The organism is Ancylobacter polymorphus (assembly GCF_030813495.1).
Classification (GTDB): Bacteria; Pseudomonadota; Alphaproteobacteria; order Rhizobiales; family Xanthobacteraceae; genus Ancylobacter; species Ancylobacter polymorphus.
In genome coordinates this window covers 16,434-38,679 of sequence record NZ_JAUSUI010000006.1, presented here as the reverse complement: position 1 = coordinate 38,679, position 22,246 = coordinate 16,434, and the positions used below count along the sequence as shown (strand labels likewise).

Sequence of the window (22,246 nt, the reverse complement as noted above, 5' to 3'; positions counted from 1 at the left end):
GAGACGGGCCGTCACCGCTAGCCTTATCCACCGCCATACGGGGATGAGCCATGTCGCTGAATGCCGATCCCGCCTTCTGGGCCGCCGCCACCACGCATCTCACCCGCTACGGGCCGAGCTTCGAATCCATCATCGTCGAGCGCGCCGAAGGCAGCTTCGTCTATGACGCCGACGGGCGCGGGATTCTCGACTTCACCTCCGGGCAGATGAGCGCGGTGCTGGGCCACACCCACCCCGACATCGTCGCCACCGTCGAGCGGCAGATGGGCCGCGTCGCGCATCTGTTTTCCGGCATGCTGTCCCGCCCGGTGGTGGAACTCGCCTCCCGCCTCGCCGCGCTGGCGCCGGGGCTGGAGCGGGTCCAACTGCTCTCGACCGGGGCGGAATCGAACGAAGCTGCCATTCGCATGGCCAAGCTCGTCACCGGCGGCCACGAGGTCGTCGCTTTCGCGCAGAGCTGGCATGGCATGACCGGCGCGGCGGCCGCCGCCACCTACAGCGCCGGCCGCCGGGGCTATGGACCGGTGACGCCCGGCTCCTTCGTCATTCCCGCGCCGAACTCCTACCGCCCGCGCTTCGCCCATGCCGATGGGACGAATGACTGGCAGACAGAACTCGACGACGCCTTCGCGCTGATCGACCGCCAGTCCACCGGAGCGCTCGCCGCCTTCATCGCCGAACCGATCCTGTCCAGCGGCGGCATCCTCGAACTGCCGCCCGGTTATCTCAAGGCGCTGAAGCAGAAATGCGAAGAGCGCGGCATGCTGCTCATCCTCGACGAGGCGCAGACCGGCATCGCCCGCACCGGCCACATGTTCGCCTTCCAGCGCGACGGCGTGACGCCCGACATCATGACACTTTCCAAGACGCTCGGCGCCGGCCTGCCGCTCGCCGCGGTCATGACGACGGCCGAGATCGAGCAGAAGGCGCATGAGAAGGGCTATCTGTTCTACACTACCCATGTCTCCGATCCGCTGCCGGCCGCTGTCGGCGTCACCGTGCTCGACGTGGTCGAGCGCGACGGGCTGGTGGAACAGGCGATCACGCGCGGTCAGAGACTGAAGGACGGGCTGCTGGCGCTGCAGCAGCGCCATGACTGCGTTGGCGATGTGCGCGGGCGCGGCCTGCTGCTGGGGCTGGAAATCGTGCTCGACCGGGGCACCAAGGAGCCGGGTTTCGAGCTCGGCGCGCGCGTCATGGACGAGGCGATGACGCGCGGGCTGAGCATGAACATCGTCAAGCTGCCGGGTATGGGCGGCGTGTTCCGCATCGCCCCGGCGCTGACGGTGAGCGAGGCGGAGATCGATCTGGGGCTGGAGATCATCTCCGACTCCATCACCGCCGCCACAGGCTGAGAGGCCCGTCGCGCCCGCCCGGACCGCTACGAAGCGATCCGGGCGGCACAGGGCGCTGGTATCGCCTGGCCGGGCATGGTCTGATCGATCAGATTCCGCCCGTGCAGCACCAAGGCCCATCATGTTCGACGCCAAGTTCCAGACCTTCGCCGATTCCGCCGCTCCTGCGCTCGGCACCGCCCGCCTGAAACTGCTGCGCGAGGAACTGGAGCGGCGTGGGCTCGACGGCTTCCTCGTTCCCCGCGCCGACGCGCACCAGAACGAATATGTCCCGCCCTGCGACGAGCGCCTCGCCTGGCTGACCGGCTTCACCGGCTCGGCCGGCGTCGCACTGGTGCTGCGGGACGAGGCCGCGATCGTGGTCGATGGCCGTTACACGCTGCAGGCCGCCGCGCAGGTCGACACCGCTTCCTTCGCCGTCGTGCCGCTCGCGGAAACCACGCCCGAGCGCTGGCTGGAGACGCACCTGCCGGCGGGCGCTCATTTCGGCTACGACCCCTGGCTGACGACGGTAGACGGCGAGCAGAAGCTGCGCCGCGCGGCCGCCACTGCCGGCGGGGTGCTCGTGGCGGTGGACGGCAATCCGGTAGACGCGGTGTGGCGGGACCGCCCGGCGCCCCCGCTCGCTCCGGTGACGCTGCGCGATCCGGCGCTGGCCGGCGAAAGCGCCGCCGACAAGATCGCCCGCGTGCAGAAGGCGCTCGGCGAGCAGAAGCTCGATGCGCTGGTCATCTCCGACCCGCATTCCGTCGCCTGGACCTTCAACATTCGCGGCGGCGACGTGAACTTCACACCGCTACCGCTATCCTGGGCGCTGATTCCGCGCGGCGGACGGCCGACGCTGTTCATCGACGCCCGCAAACTCTCCAACGCGGTACGCGATGCCCTCGCGCCCATCGCCGAGATTGCCGAGCCGGTGCTGCTGGAACGTGCCGTGGAGATGGCCGCCTCTGGCGGCGCCACCGTCCGGCTCGATCAGGCAACCGCTCCGACGCTTCTGGCGGCACGGATCGAGGCCGCTGGCGGGAAAGTCTCCAACGGCGTGAGCCCGGTCGCGCTGATGCAGGCGGCAAAGAATGCCGCCGAGCTTGACGGCATGCGGTCCGCGCACCGGCGCGACGGCGCGGCGCTCGCCCGCTTCCTCGCCTGGTTTGACACGGAAGCGCCGAAAGGCGGTCTGACCGAAATCGACGCGGTCTGTGTGCTTGAGCGCTTCCGCCGCGAGACGGGCGTGCTCAAGGACATTTCCTTCCCCAGCATTTCCGGCGCCGGGCCGAACGGCGCCATCGTGCATTACCGCGTCAGCGAGGCGACCAACCGGCCGATCCGCCCGGATGAACTGTTCCTCATCGATTCCGGCGCGCAGTATGAGGACGGCACCACCGATGTGACCCGCACCCTCGTCGTCGGCACCGCGAGCGCGGAGATGCGCGACCGCTTCACACGGGTACTGAAGGGGCACATCGCGATTGCCCGTGCGGTGTTCCCGCTCGGCACCTCGGGCGCGCAGCTCGACAGCTTCGCCCGCCAGCACCTCTGGGCGGCGGGGCTGGATTTCGACCACGGCACCGGCCATGGCGTCGGCGCCTATCTCTCGGTGCATGAGGGGCCGGCCCGCCTTTCCAAGGTCGGCACGGTGCCGCTGGCCCGCGGGATGGTGCTCTCCAACGAGCCCGGCTACTACAAGACGGGCGCCTATGGCATCCGGCTGGAGAATCTCGAGATCGTGGTCGACGGGCCGGTGATCGCGGGCGCGGAGCGCACGCTTTTGGCCTTCGAGACGCTGACGCTGGCCCCGTTCGACCGGCGCGGGATCGAGCCCGCTTTGCTCACAGCCGAGGAAATCGCCTGGCTCGACGCCTATCATGCCCGGGTCCAGGCGGAGATCGGCCCGCTGGTCGACGCGCCGACCCGGCTCTGGCTGGAAGCGGCTACCGCGCCGCTGGGGCGCTGACGGCGGCGCTTCCCCGCCTCCAACGGCTGCAAGCGGCAACGAAATAGGTAATGGTTCAATGGAACCATCGTCGATGACCGGCATTATCCCCGCGACCAATGTAACGGGACGGCTGGAGACTCGACGATGACCACCATTCTTATCGTTATTCTTATCCTGATCCTTATTGGAGCCCTGCCGAGCTGGGGCTACAGCCGCAATTGGGGCTACGGCCCCAGCGGTCTCGTCACCATCCTGCTGGTGATCCTGATCGTGATGATGCTGACCGGGCGTCTCTGACCGTCGCGCGCCGGAGTGGAAAAGCCGCCGCGTCTCCCCCCGCGGCGGCTTTTTCGTGTCGGCGGAACAGGCGCGGCAACGGGGTGAGCCGTCAGCCGCGCAGCACCGCCGCGGCCTCCGAAGCCGGCACCACCTTCGCGCCGGCGAATTCCAGCGCCGCCATCATCGCCGCCTGCACGGCGGGCGCGGGAACTTCGGTGCCATTGAACGCCAGCGGCAGCGTCGCCGTCGCGTCATGCGCAAGCGTGACCTCATAGCCAAGATCGAGCGCCGCCCGGCTCGCCGCGTCCACGCACATATGGCTCATGGCGCCGGCGATCACCAGGCGGTTGACACCCTGCCCGCGGAGCAGGCTGTCGAGATCGGTGCGCAGGAAGGCGTTCACCTCCTCCTTCACCACGACCGGCTCGCCCTCTTGCGGCGCGAGGCTGGCGTGGATTTCCGCGCCCGGCGTGCCTCGCGTGAAGAACGGCGAGTCTTCGCCCGCCATTTCATGACGCACATGCACCACCCCGACGCCCGCTTCGCGCGCCAAGGCGAGAAGTTCGCCAGCCTTGGCGGCGGCTGCGTCGGTACCTTCCAGCGGGAAGCGGCCACCGGGGAAATAGTCGTTCTGCAGGTCGATGATGAGAAGCGCAGTGTCGGACACGGCAGGCTCCAGTGGTCATGAAGGGAGCGCCAAGGTCGGCCCCGGGCCACATACCTGTCAATTGGCGCCGGCCAGCGCCAGCCATTCGTCCTCCGAGAGCACCGCCACGCCCAGCTCCCGGGCCTTGGCAAGCTTCGAGCCGGCATCGGCGCCGGCGACGACGTAATCGGTCTTCTTCGACACTGAGCCCGCCACTTTGGCGCCCAGCCGCTCGGCCATGGCCTTGGCTTCGTCGCGGGTCATCTTTTCCAGCGTGCCCGTGAACACCACCGTCTTGCCGCTGACCGCACCGGCGCTGGCGACCGCTTCCATGGGCTCGGGCGTCACCTCGCGCAGCAGCGCCGCGACCGCCGCCTGGTTGTTCGGTTCCCCGAAGAAATCGACCACCGCTTCGGCCACCACCGCGCCGATACCCTCGATCCCGGTGATTTCCTGCCAGGCCTCATTGCCCTTGGGGTGCGCCTCGCCAGGGGGAATCGCCGCCAGCGCCGTCTCGCGCAACGCGTCGACGGTCGCGAAATGGCGCAGCAGCCGTTTGGCGTTGGTCTCACCGACATGGCGGATGCCGAGCGCATAGAGGAAGCGGTTCACCGGCACCTGCCGGCGCGAAGCGATGGCGACGAACAGGTTCTTCGCGGAGGTCTCGCCCCAGCCCTCGCGGTTCTTCAGCCGGGTGAGCGCGCCGGGCGCGGAATCGCGCGCCTCCAGCGTGAAGATATCGGCCGGCTGCTTCACCAGCCCGGCCTCAAAGAAGGCCTGCACCTGCTTTTCGCCGAGCCCTTCGATGTCGAAAGCATCGCGCGAGACGAAATGGCGGATGCGCTCCACCGCCTGCGCCGGGCAGATGAGCCCGCCCGTGCAGCGGCGCACCGCCTCGCCCTCCTCGCGCACGGCATGGGAGCCGCAGGCGGGGCAGAGGGTGGGGAAGGCGTAGGGTCTGGCATCGGCGGGACGGCGCTCGGTTTCGACCGCCACCACTTGGGGAATCACGTCGCCGGCGCGCTGGATCACCACCCAGTCGCCCTCGCGAATGTCCACGGGTTCCCCCTCATGGGTCCCACGGATCGGCTCGCCATTGCCGCCGAGGCCCTTGATGTAGTCCTCATTGTGCAGCGAGGCGTTGGAGACCACGACGCCGCCCACCGTCACCGGCGTGAGCTTGGCCACCGGCGTCAGCGCGCCGGTGCGCCCGACCTGGATTTCGATGCGCTCCAGCCTTGTGACCGCTCGCTGCGCCGGGAATTTATGCGCCAGCGCCCAGCGCGGCGAACGGGAGACAAAGCCGAGCCGGCCCTGCAGCGCGAGGCTGTCGACCTTGTAGACGACGCCGTCAATGTCATAGCCGAGCATGGCCCGCTGCTCGCCGATCAGGCGGTAATGCGCCAGCAGCTCCGCCGCCGTATGGCAGCGCACGGTGAGCGGGTTGGTCGGCAAACCCCAGCGCTTGAACGCCTCGATGACGCCGAACTGCGTATCGGCGGGAAGCCCGGCCTCACTCACCTCGCCCCAGGCATAGGCGAAGAAGCGCAGCGGTCGGCTCGCCGTGATTTTCGGGTCCAGCTGGCGCAGGCTGCCGGCCGCCGCGTTGCGCGGATTGGCGAAAAGCGGCTTGCCGGCCTCCTGCTGGCGCTCATTTATGGCGGCGAAGGCGTCGTGGCCCATATAGACCTCGCCGCGCACCTCGAACACGGCCGGCACATCCGCGCCCTTCAGCCGCTGCGGAATCTCGCCGATGGTGCGGACATTGGCGGTGACATCCTCGCCCTCGAAGCCGTCGCCGCGCGTCGCCGCCTGCACGAACACGCCGTTCTCGTAGCGCAGCGAGCAGGACAGCCCGTCGATCTTCGGCTCGGCGGTGAAGGTCACCTCCGCGTCTGTGGCAAGGCCAAGGAAGCGGCGCACGCGGGCGACGAACTCCTCGACCTCCTCGTCGGCGAAGGCATTGCCCAGCGAGAGCATCGGCACGGCATGGCGTACCTTGGCGAATTTGGCGGAAGGCGCGGCCCCGACCTTCTCAGAGAGGCTGTCCATGCCGCGCAATTCGGGAAACTGCGCCTCGATCGCCTCATAGCGCCGGCGCAGCGCGTCATAAGCCGCATCCGAGACGGTCGGCGCGTCGTCCTGGTAATAGCGCCGGTCGTGGCCGGCGATCTCCTCGCCAAGCTTTGCGTGCGCACGCGCCGCCTCGTCGGCGGTCATTGCCGCGACATCCTCGGCAGCGGCCGCGTTCGGCAGGTCGTCGGCCGACGTGGCGGAAGAAGACGTTGGGGATCGCGACATCACACTCACCGCAGGCTTGGGCGGGGCACCGCCGGGGGCCCTCTCCCTTTCCAGAAATCGCCCGCCGGCTCAAGCCTTGCGATCAGGGCGCGGAAGACCCAGGGCGCGGCGGGGGAGACACCACCGGATCGAGCCGGAACAGCCGCACCGGCGGCATGGTCACGTCGCGAAAACGCCGCGACACCTCACCGAGATCCGCTCGTCCATAGACCGAGGCGATCTCGTTGAAGGAGCGGTAGGTGGAGAGCACCAGCAGCAGCGGCCCCGGCAGGGCCAGCGGCTCGGACTCGTCCATGAAAGCATAACGCTGACGCTCATCGAATTGCCGCACGGTCACGCCCGGCAATTCCCGCTTCAGCATGGCGGTCATCTGGTAATCATTGGTGAGGATCGCGGTCGCGCCGATCTCCCGCCGGCGCGCGTCGATCTCGGCGGCGAACTGAGGCCAGCCGCGCGTCATACGCACAATGGCGTCCTTGTTGCCGGCGAGCGTGGTGGGCACGAACAGCGCGTGAAGGCCCAGCGCCAGAATGAGACCAAAAGCCAAAGGCAACGTCGCCCGCGCCAGGCCCGGCAGGTTTCGCCCGAGCCACCCGCTGCCGACCGGCGCCAGCATGCCGGCCGCCGCGGCGATGGCAACGAGCGGGTAGAGAAAGCCGACCCAGTTGCCCTCGACGCGCGCGCGCAGCGCATGCACCACGAAGTAAGCCAGCGGCACGAACAGCAGGAAGAACACCAGCGCCCGGCCTGCGCCGGAGCGGAACATCGCCGCCGTGCGCCCCGGCAGCAGGCCTAGAACGGCGAACAGGAAGATGAGCGGGGTTGCCAGCGCGATCTGCGAGCCGACGAACTCCGGCAGGAAGCCGGGGCGAAACGAGGCGTGCGCCGTCACCCGGCCGCCCTGCTTGGTCAACGTCGCCCAATCATGCGTCGCGTTCCAGGCAATGTTGGGCAGGAATACGAGCAGCGCGAGCGCACCCGCCAGCCACGGCCACGGCGTGAGCAACTGCCGACGGAGCGGCGCCAGCACCAGGACCGCCAGCGCGAAGCCACCCGCCAGCATGATGCCGGAATATTTCGACTGTGCCGCCAGCCCCGTCGCCAGCCCCATGGCGAGCCACAACCACGGGCGGGGTGCGCGCACCAGCCGCGCCGCGCCCCACACCATGGCCGCGCAGAACAGGGCGAGCGGCGCATCCGGCGTCGCCAGCGTGAGCCCGAGAAAGCCGAAGATGGTGGCGTTGAACAGAACCGCCGCCAGCGCGCCGGCGCGCTTGTCCTCCAGCAGTTCCTCCGCCGCACGCCAGACGAACCAGCTCGCCGGCAGCGCGGCCAGCACGCTGAACAGCCGGATGCCGAGCGGCGTATCGCCCAGCATTTCCTGCCCGGCGCGGATGAACAGCGCGATCATCGGGGGATGATCGACATATCCGGCGGAAAGGCCCTGCGCCCACAGCGCGTAATAGGCCTCGTCGGGCACAAGCGGCACGAAAGCGGCGAGCAGCAGCCGCCACGCCAGCATCAGCCCAATCAACGCGAGCGCGCCGCGCACCGCGATCTCCTGCGACAAGGAGGCAAGCGGCGACGAGGCGGCTCGTGGCGCGTTCACGCCGCGTCCTTCCACACCAGCGCGCGGCTCATCGCATAGTTCCACACCGCGCCGATGAAAGCCCCGGCGATGCCGGCGAGCCACCATTGGTTGGTCTGGTAGAAGGCCCAGTCTGCCGCGCCGACATTGGCCGCCGCGCCGAGGCCGCAAATGGCATAGAAGGCCAGCAGCCCCCGCAGGAAGGCAAAGCCGGTCAGGCGGCGATCGCGATAGGTGAGCAGATTATTGAGCAGATAGTTGAACGTCATCGCCGTCATCGTGGCGATGGCCTGCGCCACCAGGAAGCTCAGAGCCAGACCGAGGCCGATGCGCAGTGCCGCGAGATGGACGACGAGCCCCGCCGCGCCCACTGTGGCGAAGGACAGGAAGCGCAGCGAGACAAGCCCACCCGTCGCCTTGGCGACGATCAGGCCGAGAAAATCCATCAGCACCTTGTTGTCGAGCTTGCTGTCGCCGCTCTGGCGCACGCCGAAGCTATAGGTCAGCTCCGTCACCTTCAGCCGCCCCTTGGCGGTGGCGAGAATGTCGAGCAGGATCTTGAAGCCCTGCGTGGACAGTTTCGGTGCCAGTTCCTCGACCGTCTCCCGCCGCAGCATGAAGAAACCGCTCATCGGGTCGGAAGAGGTCACATGCAGCACGCGCTGGGCGAGGAGCGTGGCCAGCCGGCTGCCGCGGCCGCGCCAGGCGCTGAAGCCCTCCGCGTCGCCGCCAGGGGCGTAGCGCGTCGCGACCACCACATCGGCACCGGCGCCCATCGCCTCGAACATGCGCGGCAGCAGGCTCTCATCATGCTGAAGGTCCGCGTCCATGACGGCGACGACCGGCGCCTGCGCCGCGAGCATGCCCTCGATGCACGCGCCGGCGAGGCCGCGCCGGCCGACGCGGCGGATACAGCGGATGCGCGGGTCGCGCCGGCCGATGCTGCGCAGCGCGTCGGCGGTGCCGTCGGGTGAATTATCGTCGACGAAGATCGCTTCCCAGGCGAGACCGTCGAGCACGCGCGCGAGCCGCGCGACCAGCGGCTCCAGATTGCCGCGCTCGTTGAAGGTGGGAATGACCACCGTCAGATCAGGGGGAACGGCCGGTGCGGCGAGGAGGACAGGCGTGGCACTTTCGGTGCCGGCGTGGGTGGGCGCGAGGGACGGCGAGGACGTCATGGGAAGCCGGCGGAGCGAGGGACAGGGGCGTTCGCACGTCGAATAGGACAGGCCGGCGCGGAAGTCGACGCCCTCCGAGCGCGCAGGCCCCATACCGGCGGGGCATCAATCGGCGACGGCCCCTTTCAGCAGCCTGTCGGCCGCCGCCCGTGCCTCCGACGTCACCTCGGCACCGGACAGCATCCGGGCGATTTCCTCGCGCCGGTGATCGGGCGCCAGCGGCGCCACCCGTGTCGCCACGCGGTCGAGATCGGCCATGGCCTCCTTGGCGATGCGGAAATGATTGCCGGCGCGTGCGGCCACCTGCGGGGCATGCGTCACCGCCACCACCTGCACGCGACCCGAAAGCCGGGCGAGGCGGGCGCCGATCGCGTCGGCCACCGCGCCGCCGACCCCGGTGTCGATTTCGTCGAACACCAGCGTCGGCGCCGAACCCTTGTCGGCCAGCACCACCTTCAGCGCCAGCAGGAAGCGCGCCAGTTCGCCGCCAGAGGCGACCTTCATCATCGGGCCGGGCCGCGTGCCAGGATTGGTCTGCACCCAGAATTCGATGCGGTCATAGCCGTCGACATGCGCCGCCTCGTCCACCTGGCAGTCGGTGAGGAAGCGGGCGCGCTCCAGCTTCAGTGGCGGCAGCTCAGCGTTCACCGCCGCATCTAGCGCCTCGGCCGCCGCGCGGCGCTTGAGCGAGAGATCGCGCGCCGACTGGCGATAGGCCGCTTCCATGGCATCGGCACGGGCCTCCAGACCCTTGAGCGTTTCCGCCCCATGGTCGAGCGCGTCGAGCTGGTCGGCAAAGCGGGCGGCGACGGTCGGCAGGTCGTCCACCGTGCAGGCGTATTTTCGGCCGGCCGCGCGCAGGGTGAACAGCCGTTCCTCGATCCGTTCCAGCTCATGCGGGTCGAAATCGGCCTCGCGCAGCGCCGCATCGAGATGGGAGCGGGCAAGGTCGAGTGCGTTCAGCGCCGCGTCGATCGCCTCTACCGCCGGGCGCACCAGCGATTCGACCTCGCCGGCCCGCCGTTCGAGCCGGCGCACGGCGGCGGCGAGACCGGGTATGGGGGAATTGTTGCCGCCGACGGCGTCCTGCGCATCGGCCAGATCGGTCGCGATCTTCTCGAAACGCATCATCTCGGTGCGGCGCGCCGCGAGACGTTCCTCTTCGCCCGGCTCGGCGGCGAGGGCGGTAAGCTCCTCCACCGCATGACGGATGAAATCGGCTTCCTTGGCGGCCTCGTCGAGCCGCGCCTTTTCCTGGGCGGCCTCCGTGCGCGCGGCGCGCCAGCCGCGGGCCCGGGCGCTGACCTCCTCGGCCAGCCCGACCAGACCGCCATAGGCGTCGAGCAGCGCGCGGTGCGACGCAGGATCGACCAGCGCGCGATCATCGTGCTGACCGTGAATCTCCACCAGTCGACGGCCGAGCGTGCGCAGCATCTGCGCGCTGACCGATTGATCGTTGACGAAGGCGCGGGTGCGACCATCCGCATGCTGCACCCGCCGCAGCACCAGCGCGCCATCATCGTCGATCCCGGCTTCCGCCAGCAGTGTGCGCACGGGGTGATCGGCGGGAAGATCGAATTCGGCCGTCACCTGCCCCTGAGTGGTGCCCTGACGCACCAGCGAGCCATCGCCCCGCCCGCCGAGCGCGAGGGTGAAGGCGTCGAGCAGGATGGACTTGCCCGCGCCGGTTTCGCCGGTGAGGACGGTGAGGCCGGAATGGAAAGAGAGGTCGAGCCGCTCGATGAGCACGATATCCCTGATCGACAGGGCGATCAGCATGGGTAACGCTCCAGAACGTGGCCTTGCGGGACGAGCATGCGCGGCGTTGGCTTAAGCGGCCGAAAGACGCGCATCGTGTTCTTGCTACGTTCTCACATGTCGCGGCGTAGCGGAAGAGGGTTTCGCCCCTTCCCTAGCCGAGGGTGAAACCCTTGAACGCCTTGGCGATCCACGACTGCTCGTTCATCTTCGGATCGACGCCGCGCGACTGCACCAGCTTGAACGCGTCCTTGTACCAGGTGCTGTCGGGGAAATTATAGCCCAGCACCGCCGCCGATGTCTGCGCCTCGCTGATGACCCCAAGCGACATATAGGCTTCGGTGAGGCGGTAAAGCGCCTCCTCGACATGGCGCGTCGTCTGATAACGGGTCACCACCACCTTGAAGCGGTTGATCGCGCCGGCATAGTTGCGCTGTTCGAGATAATAGCGCCCGATCATCATCTCCTTGCCGGCGAGCTGATCGCGGGCAACTTCGAGCTTTTTCTTGGCGCTGACGGCGTATTCCGTATTGGGATACTTTCGAATCACCTCTTCCAGCGCATCCATGGCGCGCTGCGTGCGCTGCTGGTCGCGAGAGATGTCGGGGATCTGGTCGAAATAGGAGGCGGCGACGAGATACTGCGCATAGGCAGCATCTTCCGAGCCGGGATGCAGCGCGAGATAACGCCGCGCCGCTGCAATGCACTCGTCATATTCGCCCAGGGTATAGTTGTTATAGGCGATCATCAGCAGCGCCTTGCGCGCCCATTCGGAATAGGGATGCTGGCGGTCGACATCCTCGAAGCGGGTGATCGCCTCCTTGTATTCCCCCTTCTGCATGAGGGTGAGGCCCTCATTGTAGCGCTGTTCGGCGGGAACGTCGGGATAGATCGTCTCTTCCTTGTTGGTGTCGAACCAGCTGGCGCAGCCACCCAGCGAGGCACCAACGAGCACCAGTCCGAAAAGGCGCGCGGCCACGAGGCCCGAACGCACCGCGCGGGGGCGGGAGGCGGGAGCCAAGGGGCCGGGAACAGTCTGGCCGAGACAGAGAAGACGCATCACAAGTTCGATCCCGATCTGGTCGCTGTTTCGTCGCCGAGTGCGTGGACAGGCGCTAAGGTGGCTTTCCGACCGGATTATGGCGCCTTGGAACGCCGAGCGCAAAGAGCCGCGGCAAGCCACCTTTTCACGCCGTCTGTGGCGCGAAGGACGCGCCTGCACGGCAACACCCGGAAACGCAGCCCGGGCGGCACCGAGCCAAGTGGAGAAAAACCGGAAGACGGGAGCGATTGGTACGTCCGGCGCCCGGCGCGTCAGTCGGCCAGGAGGTCGACAGCCTCACAGTTCCGGCGCGTAGGCGGGAACCGCCACAGCGATCAGCCCGGCATTGCTGCTGACGGTGCGGCGGGCCGGGATGCGGGCTTCGACGATCTCATAGGCGGAACGGTCGGAGAGCAGCGCGTCGACGACGGCGAAATTGAGCTTGTGGCCGCCGCGATAGGAACGGTAGCGGGCCAGCAGCGGAAGGCCGCCAATGGCAAGATCCCCAATGGCGTCGAGCGCCTTATGGCGGACGAACTCGTCAGCGTAGCGCAGACCGGTGGTGTTCATCACGCCCTCGTCGCCGAGGCAGATAGTGTTGTCGAGCGAGGCGCCGAGCGCATAGCCGGCCTGCCACAGACGCTCCACATCACTGACGAAGCCAAAGGTGCGCGCGGCGGCGAGCTCCTTGCGGAACACATCCGGCGACATGGTGGCCGCGAAGCGCTGGCGCCCGATGGCGGAATGGTTGAAATCGATCTCGACTTCGAGCCGGAAGCCCATGTCATAGGGCGAAATCTCGCCGAAACCGGTCTCGGTCTCGATGCGGACGGGCTTGAGCACACGCAGATAACGGCGCGCGCGCTCGGTCTCGACAATACCAGCCTCATCCACGGCCGCCACAAATTCACCGGCGCTGCCATCGAGAATCGGCACTTCCGGGCCGTCGATCTCGACCCGGGCATTGTCGACGCCGAGGCCGGCGAAACAGGCCATCAGATGTTCAACGGTGGAAACGGCGGGACCTTCCGAATCGCGCAGCACGGTGGCGAGGTCGCTGCCACGTACCGCACCACGGCAGGCGCGCACCGACTGATTCGTGTCCTTGCGGAAGAAGACGATGCCGGTGTCGGCTTCGGCGGGGGAAAGATGCATCCGGGCCATCTTGCCGGAATGAACGCCTACGCCGGACAGCGTCACGTCATCGCCGAGGGTGGTCTGCCGTACAGCGTTCATTCGACCCAAAAAGCGGTGCGGCAGGCGCCCCGCTCTCCCCAATCCCCAAAACCAACACAGTGCGCCGCTACCTCAAGGCCGCGGAACCGAATCCGCTGCGGACGCTTATCGTTGGCTGGCAAGATAACGGCGCCGTGAGTCCGCGCCAAATCACGCTTGCTTACCGTCTGTTACCGTTTTTACGCTACCGCACAAATCTGAAAAATCCTTTAATTTCAAATAGATACGCCCGGACCTCGCGATCCGGGCGCTGCATTGCGTGGGCGTTTTGTAACAGGCGGCACGCGGCCGCCTGTGCGCATGTCTCAACCCTGGCGGCGCAGGAAGGCGGGGATATCGAGATGATCATCCTCGGCCGGACGCGCCGCGCGCGGATCGGCCGGGCGGGCCGCCGGGCGCTTGGCGTATTCGGAAGTCTCGGGCCGCATATCGGCGACCTGGCGCGGCTCGGGCTGGGCCGGCGCCCGACGGACCACGGGACGCATATCCGCCGCCGGCTCCTCGTCTTCCTCCTGGCTGCGGCCGAGGCCGACATGGGCGAGACGCTGCAGCAGCGTCATCCGCTTCTTCTCGGCCTGATGATGGTCCGGAGCCTCACCCCGCGCGGCGCGAATCTGATTCTGCGCCGGCATGGGAAGCTCGTCGACGCGCGGCATGCGCGGGGACGGACGCTCGGCCTGCGGCGGAATGAACGGCTCGATCGCGTGCTCTTCGTAAGCCGCCTCATTGTACGGCGCCGGCTCGGGCTCGGCGTAAAGCGCGGGCTTGGGCGCCATCGGGCGGATGGTCACGTCGTCGATAGCGGCCGGCGCCGGCGCATAGGACGGCTGGGCATAGGACGGCTCGCCATAGGGATGCTCGCTGACCGGGGCCGCGGCGAAGCTCGGCTCGTGGTGCGGGGCGCCGAAATCCTCCGCGTCGAGCGCCGAGGCGACCGAGCGCAGGGCAGCGTCGCGGCGGGCTTCCACGGCGGCGCGGCCGGCATTGGAGACACGGCGGCCGCCGAGGTCCGGCAGGTTGTTCAGCGCGTGGGGAATCTGCTCGGGAATCACCGCCGGGTCGATGCCGGTGGCGACCACCGACACGCGGATCAGCCCTTCCAGCGTCTCGTCGAAGGTGGCGCCCAGAATGATGTTGGCATCGGGGTCGACTTCCTCGCGGATGCGGGTCGCCGCTTCGTCCACCTCGAACAGGGTCAGGTCCTTGCCGCCGGTGATCGAGATCAGCAGGCCGCGCGCGCCGCGCATCGACACTTCGTCGAGCAGCGGGTTGGCGATCGCCGCCTCGGCCGCGTGGCGGGCGCGCTGCTCGCCGGACGCCTCGCCCGTGCCCATCATCGCCTTGCCCATCTCGCGCATCACGGCGCGGACGTCGGCGAAGTCGAGGTTGATGAGGCCTTCCTTCACCATCAGGTCGGTGATGCAGGCGACACCGGAATAAAGCACCTGGTCGGCCATCGCGAAGGCGTCGGCGAAGGTGGTGCGCTCATTGGCAACACGGAACAGGTTCTGGTTCGGGATGACGATGAGCGTATCGACACCCTTCTGCAGCTCGTTGATGCCCATCTCGCCGATGCGCATGCGCCGCTGGCCTTCGAAGTGGAAGGGCTTGGTCACGACGCCGACGGTGAGGATACCCAGCTCGCGGGCCGCACGGGCGATGACCGGGGCCGCGCCGGTGCCGGTGCCGCCGCCCATGCCGGCGGTGATGAACACCATGTGGGCGCCCGCGAGATGATCGCGGATCTCGTCCAGCGCTTCCTCAGCGGCGGCGCGGCCGACTTCCGGCTGGGAACCGGCACCGAGACCTTCGGTAACCGCGACGCCCATCTGCACGATGCGCTCGGCCTTGGAGAGGGTCAGCGCCTGCGCGTCGGTGTTGGCGACCACGAAGTCGACCCCCGTCAGGCCGGCCGTGATCATGTTGTTGACCGCGTTGCCGCCAGCGCCACCAACACCGAAGACGGTGATGCGGGGACGCAGTTCGCGGATATCCGGTACCTGGAGGTTGATGGTCATTCTAGTGTCCCCTAACGCCGGCGGGCACGCGGCCCGTCATGATCCCTGTGGTGCCGGTTCCGCCGGCGCGGATTAAATGGTGCACGTCAGAAGGCCTCCCTCAGCCAGTGACCGACGCGCGAGAAGTAGCCGGAGCCGTCGCCCTGCGAGAGGCGGCGGCGGCGGGCCTCGAAATGTTCGAGCCCCGCGACCTGCGGATAGACCAGAAGCCCGGTAGCCACGGCGAAGGGCGCGCCGCGCGTCGCCTCCGGCAGCTTGGAGATACCGAGCGGACGACCGATTCGCACCTGTGGTCCCAGTATGTTCCCGACTAGCTCCGCAAGGCCAGTGAGTTGAGCGGCACCGCCGGTGAGAACGATGCGCCGGCCCGCTCCCGCCGCATGGCCGGAGGCGTGCAGACGGTCGCGCACCAGTTCGACGATCTCCTCGACGCGCGGGCGCACGATGCGCATCAGCCGCGCCTTGGGAATCGCCCGCGGCAGGTCGTGATCGTCGGTAATGCTGGGCACGGTGAGCATTTCGCGCTCGTCAGCGCCCATCGCCAGCACGCCGCCATGCAGGCTCTTCAGCCGCTCGGCATCGGCGAGGCGGGTGGACAGGCCGCGCGCCACGTCGTTGGTCACGTGCTGGCCGCCGATGGCGATGCCGTCGACATGCACGCAATGGCCGTTTTCGACCACCGCCACCGTGGTGGTGCCGGCGCCGAAGTCGATAAGCGTGACGCCGAGTTCCGCCTCATCATCGGCCAGGGTCGACAGCGCCGCCGCATAGGGGGCCGCGACCATCGCCTCGACGCCGAGGTGGCAGCGCTCGATGCACAGCAGCAGGTTGCGCACGGCGGCCGCCTCGGCAGTGATGACGTGCAGATCGACGCCGAGCCGGCGCCCCAGCATGCCGCGCGGCTCGCCGATGCCGGCGACGCCGTCCAACGCATAGCCGACCGGCAAAGCATGCAGGATGGTGCGCCCCTCGCCGACCGCGAAAGTGGAGGCGGCGTCGAGCACGCGGCGGATATCGCCCTCGGCGACCGCCGGCTCGGGCAGGTCGACCTCGGCGGTGAAGTGCTCGGAAGCGAGGCGGCCGCCGGCCATCGAGACAATCACGGAAGCGATCTGCGCCCCGGCGGTGCGCTCGGCCGCGTCCACCGCACGGCGGATCGCGTGCTCGGCGCGCTCCATGTCGATGACGGTGCCGCCCTTGATGCCATGAGCGCTGGTGTGGCCGATGCCGAGCACGTCCACCGAATGGGTGCGCCGGCGCAGGCTGGACGTCGCCTCCCGCGGCTTCAGCCGGGCGATCATGCATACGATCTTGGAGGTGCCAACTTCCAGTACGCCAACCACGCCGGTGCGGCGCGGCGCCAGCGGCCGCATCTTCGGGGCGATCTCGAACGGTGCGCGGGTTCTCATGTGCTGCCCGCCTTCTTCGCCTTGGCCTTGGCCTTCAACTCCGCCTCGCGCGCCGCGTAAGCGGCGTCGGACAGGCGCACCGACACCCGGTCGGGCAGGCGCAGATCGACAATGGTGATGTCGCGCGAGAGGAGCGACTTCTGCTGGTCGAGCAGCGCGAGCTGTTCGAGCGCGTCGTTCAGCCCTTCTTCAGGCAGGCGCACATCGATTCCGTTGCGCAGCTTCAGCGTCCAGCGCCGGTCGGCGACACGGATGGCCGCACGCACCTGATCGCGCACCCCCGGCACGAGGCTCAGCGCCTCGACGATCTCGACCACATGGGTCTCGGCCCCGTCGCCGACCACGATCGGCAGGCGGATATAGCGCGGATCGTCGGAATAGGGAGCAATGACCGTGCCGTCGCGGGCGATGACGTTGATCTTGCCGTCCTTCTGCCAGAGCGCGAAGCCCTCGCGCTCGACGATCTGGATGTCGAGGCGGTCGGGATAGAGCTTCTGCACCGTGGCACGCTTGATCCAGGCCAGATCCTCCAGCCGCATGCGCGCACCCTCGGCATCGAGGAAAAGCAGCGAGGAGGTTGGCTTCACGCCGGCCGTGGCGAGGATATCGCCGGGCGTGACGTGATTCTGGCCGGAGAGATTGATGTTGGCGATTCGCAACCCGGCAAAATTGGCGGCGACATCACCGAAATCGCGGGCGGTCTCGATCGCCGCCGGCATATGGCCGCCCCGCTCCATGCCGTAAAGGCCAGTGGCGGCGAACAGTGCCGCCGTGAGCCAGGCTCCGGCGCCGGTGAAGGCGGCGCGCGAGGTGCACAGGCCGACCAGCAGGCGCCGGCCGCCGATGATGGTGCGGTCGAGAAGACGGGTGCGCTCGGACGTGGGAGCCCGGCGCACCGGCATGCGCGGACGCACGCCTCGGGTCGATTCGCCGGTGGCCGCGCTGGTCCGCTTGCCCGCCGGCGTCTGCCGCGGGGTCAGCGATCGAGCGAAGCGTCCTCCACCATCCATCGTACAAGCTCACCGAACGAATGGCCCGCATGGGCTGCCAATTCGGGCACAAGCGACGTCTCGGTCATTCCGGGCTGCGTATTGACCTCCAGACAGACAAGGCCGGATTCGTCTCCGGTCTGGTCGTCGTAGCGGAAGTCCGTCCTGCTGATGCCCCGACAGCCGAGAGCGCGATGCGCCCTGACCGCTAACATCTGCGCCTTTTGGTAAATATTCGGTAAAATTCGGGCCGGCAGAATGTGGCGTGAACCGCCCGGAGCGTATTTTGCCTCGTAATCATAGAACTTTAGGTCGGACTGGATTTCGATAACGCCGAGCGCCTCGTCGCCCATGACGGCGCAGGTCAGCTCCAGGCCGGGGATATAGCGCTCCGCCACGAGGTCCTCGCCGAATCCCCAATCCGGCCGGTGAAGCTCCTGGGGCGGGTGCTCCTGATCCTCCCGCACGATGAACACGCCGACGGAGGAGCCCCCGGTGTTCGGCTTGAGCACATAGGGGCGCGGCAGCACATGCGCCCGCGCCGCTTCCGCCCGCGTCACCATACGGCCCTCGGGCACGGGAATGTCGTGCGCGGCCAGGACGATCTTGGCCTGCCGCTTGTCCATTGCCAGGGCCGAGGCGAGCACCCCGGAATGGGTGTAGGGAATGCGCAGGATTTCAAGAATGCCCTGGATGGTGCCGTCCTCGCCGGGCCGCCCATGCAGCACATTAAGCGCCACATCGGGCTTGAGCGCCGTCAGCACCTGCGCGATGTCGCGCCCGACATCCACGCGGGTCACGCGGTAGCCAACGCTTTCCGCGGCCTTCGCGCAGGCTTCGCCGGACCACAGCGACACCTGCCGCTCCGGCGACCAGCCGCCCATCAGGACGGCGACATGCTTGCCCATGATACTCTCCTCGACGGCCCGACGGGCCGCATCGCTCAGACGGGAAGACCGATGCGCTTGATCTCCCACTCCAGCTCGACGCCGGAGTGATCCTTCACACGCCGGCGCACTTCTTCGCCGAGCCCCTCGATATCGGCGGCCGTCGCGCCGCCGGTGTTGATCAGGAAATTGCAGTGCATGGTCGACATCTGCGCACCGCCCAAGGCCAGCCCCCGGCAACCGGCTGCGTCGATCAGCTGCCAGGCCTTCTGGCCGGGCGGATTTTTGAAAGTCGAGCCACCGGTCTTTTCACGAATCGGCTGCGAGGCTTCGCGTGCGCTGGTGATTCGGTCCATCTCGGCAAGGATGGCCGCCGTCTCTCCCGGCCGCCCCTGAAACAGCGCGGCGGTGAAGATCACATCTGCCGGTGCCTGCGAATGCCGGTAACTGAAACCGAAATCGGCATTGGTGAATACGCGCACCCGCCCCGCGCGATCGACCCCGCGCGCTTCGATGAGCGTATCCTTCGTCTCGCCGCCATGCGCGCCGGCATTCATCCGCAGCGCCCCGCCGAGCCCGCCGGGAATGCCGCGATAGAAGGCCAGTCCGTCGATCCCCGCTTCCGCCGCTGCGCGGGCGAGTTTCACGTCCGGCACCGCCGTGCCGGCACGGAGCCGGTATCCGTCTTCGACCGTGATCTCGCTAAAGCCGCGCCCCAGCCGCACCACCACGCCCGGCACGCCGCCATCGCGCACGATGAGGTTGGAGCCGAGGCCGATGACCGTCACCGGGATTTCGGCCGGCAGATTCGCCAGAAAATAGGCGAGATCGTCCTCATCGGCCGGGGTGAACAGCATCTGCGCCGGCCCGCCGACGCGGAACCATGTGAGCTCTGCCAGGCCTTGATTGGCGATCAGCCGGCCGCGCAGCTCCGGCATCGCGGCGGAAAGCTCTGGCGTGAGGTCGGGGAAGCTCATCGCGCGGCCCCGGCTGCCAGTTGCTCCGGCAGCGCATAGGCCCATTGGGTGATGTTGCCGGCGCCGAGACAGACCACGTAGTCACCCGGCTTCATCAGCCCGCTCACCAGCCCCGCAAGCGCTTCTGGCCCGCTCAGCGCCGTCACCGAGCGATGGCCGCGCGCGCGCAGCGCTTCCACCAGATGATCGCGGTCGATGCCGGGGATCGGCGCCTCGCCGGCCGCATAAACATCGGCGACGATCACATGATCGGCGTCGTTGAAGCAGGTGGCGAACTGGTCGAACAGGGATTGCAGCCTTGTGTAGCGGTGCGGCTGGACGACCGCGATCACCTGCCCCTCGGTGGAGGCGCGGGCGGCGCGCAGCACCGCGGCAATCTCCACCGGGTGGTGACCGTAATCGTCGAAGATGGTGACACCGCCCACCTCGCCGGTGCGGGTGAAGCGCCGCTTCACGCCGCCGAAGCCCGCCAGCGCACTGCGAATCTGCTCGTCGCTGGCGCCGAGTTCATGCGCAACGGCGATCGCGGCGGTAGCGTTCAGCGCGTTGTGCTTGCCGGGCATAGGCAGCACGAGATCGCGCAGTTCATGCACCACGGCGCCGGTGCGATCACGGAACAGCACGCCAAACCGGCACATGCCACCGCGCAGGTCGAGTTCGACCAGGCGGACATCCGCCTGCGGGTTCTCGCCATAGGTGATGACGCGGCGATCCTCGACATGACCGACAAGGTCCTGCACCACCGGATGATCCGTGCACATGACCGCGAAGCCGTAGAAGGGCAGGTTGTCGATGAAGCTGCGGAACGCAGCCTGCACCGCATCGAAGGTCTTGAAGTGGTCGAGATGCTCCGGGTCGATATTGGTGACGATGGCGACCTCGACCGGCAGCTTGAGGAAGGTGCCGTCGCTCTCATCCGCCTCCACCACCATCCATTCGCCATCCCCGAGGCGGGCATTGGTGCCATAGGCATTGATGATGCCGCCATTGATGACGGTGGGATCGAAACCGCCAGCGTCGAGCAATGTGGCAACCAGAGAGGTGGTCGTGGTCTTGCCATGCGTGCCGGCGATGGCGACGCAGCTTTTCAGCCGCATCAGTTCGGCCAGCATCTCCGCCCGACGCACCACCGGCAGGCGCTTGGCGCGGGCGGCGACCAGCTCGGGATTGTCGCGGCGGATGGCGGTGGAGACCACCAGCACCTCGGCGCCGTCAATGTTGCCGCTCGCATGGCCGATCAGCACCTTGATGCCCTTCGCGGCGAGGCGCTTCACATTGGCGCTCTCGGCGACATCCGAGCCCTGTACGGTGTAGCCGAGATTGTGCAGCACCTCGGCAATGCCGCTCATGCCGATGCCGCCAATGCCGACGAAATGGATGGGGCCAAGAGAGAGCGGGAGCTTCATGGGGTGTTCCTTCCGCCCGCACGCGCGGCAGGCGTCCTTTGCCGGCGCGCAGGAATAGACGAGCGCGCAGCGCCCGTCACCGGGCCTTTGATCGTTTGAAAGGGAAGGCGGGCGGGCGCGATTCTAGACATGGATTTTGCCGACCGCGATCACGAGCGTGGCGAGGCGCTCAGCGGCGTCGGCCCGGCCCATGGCACGGGCAGCGCTGGCCATCGCCTCCAGCCGCCGCGGTTCTCCGGCGAGACGGGCGATGGCGGCGGCGAAGCTCTCCGGCGTGAAATGGCTCTGCGGCATCACCACCGCGCCGCCGCCATTGGCAAGCGCTGTCGCATTGGCCAGCTGGTCCTGGTCGAGCGCGCCAGGCAATGGCACAAGAACGGAAGGCCGTCCGATGACGCCCAGTTCCGCCACCGTCATCGCGCCGGAGCGCGAAATGACGAGATGCGCGCCGGCAATGCGCGCCGGCAGATCGGGGAAGAAGGGCGCCACCTCCGCGCTGACGCCGAGCCGGGAATAGGCGGCGCGCACCGCTTCCAGGTCCTCCGGCCGGGCCTGCTGCACGAGACGAAGCCGGGCGCGCAGCGCCGGGTCGAGCGCTTCCACGCCCGCCGGCACCACCTCGCTCATCACCCGCGCGCCCTGGCTGCCGCCGGTCACCAAAAGATGGATCGGCCCGTCAGGCGCCAGGGGGACGAAGGGCACTTCGGCGGCGGCGATCACCGCCGGACGGACGGGGTTGCCGGTGTGGTGAGCCTTGGCCGCGAGTGCAGGCTTGCCGGCGCATATGGCGGGATAGCCGGAGGCGATGGCGGTGACGCGGGACGCGAGAAGCGTGTTCGCGCGTCCCATCACTGCGTTGGCCTCATGGATCAGGGTCGGGAAGCCGGCATAATGGGCGGCGAGTATGGGCGGCAGGGTGGGATAGCCGCCGAACCCGACGACGATGGCCGGCCGCATCGCCCGCATCAGTCGAAAGCCCTTGGCGAAGCCGAGCCCAAGCGTGAGCGCGGTGCGCGCCAGCGCGACGGGCGAGCGGCCGCGCATCGTCTCGGCCGGCAGCACGTGCAGGCGCCGCGCGGGAAAGTGGCCGGCATAGCGGGCGGCACGGGAATCGGTGACGAGATCGACATCGATGCCGCGCGCGGCCAGCTCACCGGCCAGCGCCTCGGCGGGGAACAGATGGCCGCCGGTGCCGCCGGCGGCAAGCATGACAAGCGGACGCGGAGCAGAGGACATGATGG

General features: G+C 68.2%; 17 protein-coding genes. 3 read left to right on the top strand and 14 right to left on the bottom strand.

Annotated features, from left to right (window positions below):
* Positions 1–50 precede the first annotated feature (50 nt).
* From J2S75_RS14480 to J2S75_RS14470, 3 genes are all read left to right on the top strand, one after another.
* Positions 51–1,355 carry an aspartate aminotransferase family protein gene (locus tag J2S75_RS14480; protein ID WP_307020633.1) on the top strand — a complete coding sequence of 435 codons (1,305 nt, stop codon included), beginning with the start codon at positions 51–53 and terminating at the stop codon, positions 1,353–1,355.
* A gap of 121 nt (positions 1,356–1,476) precedes the next feature.
* The gene (locus J2S75_RS14475) at positions 1,477–3,309 is read left to right on the top strand and encodes an aminopeptidase P family protein (RefSeq protein WP_307020631.1); all 1,833 of its coding nucleotides are present in this window, start codon (positions 1,477–1,479) and stop codon (positions 3,307–3,309) included.
* Between the two features lie 126 nt (positions 3,310–3,435).
* Positions 3,436–3,588: a DUF3309 domain-containing protein gene (locus J2S75_RS14470; RefSeq protein WP_244450564.1), complete on the top strand. Its 153-nt coding sequence runs from the start codon at positions 3,436–3,438 to the stop codon at positions 3,586–3,588.
* Positions 3,589–3,679: 91 nt separating this feature from the next.
* On the opposite strand, the gene J2S75_RS14465 is transcribed toward J2S75_RS14470, so the two are convergent.
* The 14 genes from J2S75_RS14465 to murG form a co-directional block, all read right to left on the bottom strand.
* Complete coding sequence (locus J2S75_RS14465; protein WP_307020629.1) at positions 3,680–4,237, bottom strand: cysteine hydrolase family protein; 558 nt, start codon at positions 4,235–4,237, stop codon at positions 3,680–3,682.
* A 57-nt stretch (positions 4,238–4,294) separates the two neighbouring features.
* Entirely contained in the window at positions 4,295–6,436 is a 2,142-nt protein-coding gene (gene ligA, locus J2S75_RS14460) for an NAD-dependent DNA ligase LigA (protein ID WP_307021308.1), read from the bottom strand.
* Between the two features lie 163 nt (positions 6,437–6,599).
* Positions 6,600–8,126 carry an ArnT family glycosyltransferase gene (locus J2S75_RS14455; protein WP_307020627.1) on the bottom strand — a complete coding sequence of 509 codons (1,527 nt, stop codon included), beginning with the start codon at positions 8,124–8,126 and terminating at the stop codon, positions 6,600–6,602.
* Positions 8,123–9,283 (bottom strand): glycosyltransferase, encoded by a 1,161-nt coding sequence (locus tag J2S75_RS14450; RefSeq protein ID WP_307020625.1) that lies wholly within the window; start codon positions 9,281–9,283, stop codon positions 8,123–8,125. Before J2S75_RS14450 ends, J2S75_RS14455 begins: the two co-directional genes overlap by 4 nt.
* 105 nt (positions 9,284–9,388) lie before the next feature.
* Positions 9,389–11,062 (bottom strand): DNA repair protein RecN, encoded by a 1,674-nt coding sequence (gene recN, locus J2S75_RS14445; protein WP_307020623.1) that lies wholly within the window; start codon positions 11,060–11,062, stop codon positions 9,389–9,391.
* A gap of 133 nt (positions 11,063–11,195) precedes the next feature.
* On the bottom strand, positions 11,196–12,101 hold the full coding sequence (locus J2S75_RS14440) for an outer membrane protein assembly factor BamD (protein WP_307020622.1): 906 nt from the start codon (positions 12,099–12,101) through the stop codon (positions 11,196–11,198).
* A gap of 279 nt (positions 12,102–12,380) precedes the next feature.
* Entirely contained in the window at positions 12,381–13,319 is a 939-nt protein-coding gene (gene lpxC / locus J2S75_RS14435) for a UDP-3-O-acyl-N-acetylglucosamine deacetylase (protein WP_307020620.1), read from the bottom strand.
* 305 nt (positions 13,320–13,624) lie between these two features.
* Positions 13,625–15,337: a cell division protein FtsZ gene (ftsZ, locus tag J2S75_RS14430; protein ID WP_244450557.1), complete on the bottom strand. Its 1,713-nt coding sequence runs from the start codon at positions 15,335–15,337 to the stop codon at positions 13,625–13,627.
* Positions 15,338–15,423: 86 nt separating this feature from the next.
* The gene (gene ftsA / locus J2S75_RS14425) at positions 15,424–16,746 is read right to left on the bottom strand and encodes a cell division protein FtsA (protein WP_244450556.1); all 1,323 of its coding nucleotides are present in this window, start codon (positions 16,744–16,746) and stop codon (positions 15,424–15,426) included.
* Complete coding sequence (locus J2S75_RS14420; RefSeq protein WP_307020617.1) at positions 16,743–17,648, bottom strand: cell division protein FtsQ/DivIB; 906 nt, start codon at positions 17,646–17,648, stop codon at positions 16,743–16,745. Before J2S75_RS14420 ends, ftsA begins: the two co-directional genes overlap by 4 nt.
* 74 nt (positions 17,649–17,722) lie before the next feature.
* Positions 17,723–18,643, bottom strand: a complete 921-nt coding sequence (locus tag J2S75_RS14415) for a D-alanine--D-alanine ligase (protein ID WP_244450554.1) — start codon at positions 18,641–18,643, stop codon at positions 17,723–17,725.
* A gap of 35 nt (positions 18,644–18,678) precedes the next feature.
* On the bottom strand, positions 18,679–19,599 hold the full coding sequence (gene murB, locus J2S75_RS14410) for a UDP-N-acetylmuramate dehydrogenase (RefSeq protein ID WP_307020614.1): 921 nt from the start codon (positions 19,597–19,599) through the stop codon (positions 18,679–18,681).
* Positions 19,596–21,005 (bottom strand): UDP-N-acetylmuramate--L-alanine ligase, encoded by a 1,410-nt coding sequence (gene murC, locus J2S75_RS14405; RefSeq protein ID WP_307020612.1) that lies wholly within the window; start codon positions 21,003–21,005, stop codon positions 19,596–19,598. Before murC ends, murB begins: the two co-directional genes overlap by 4 nt.
* A 123-nt stretch (positions 21,006–21,128) precedes the next feature.
* On the bottom strand, positions 21,129–22,241 hold the full coding sequence (murG, locus tag J2S75_RS14400; RefSeq protein WP_307020610.1) for an undecaprenyldiphospho-muramoylpentapeptide beta-N-acetylglucosaminyltransferase: 1,113 nt from the start codon (positions 22,239–22,241) through the stop codon (positions 21,129–21,131).
* Positions 22,242–22,246: the final 5 nt, after the last annotated feature.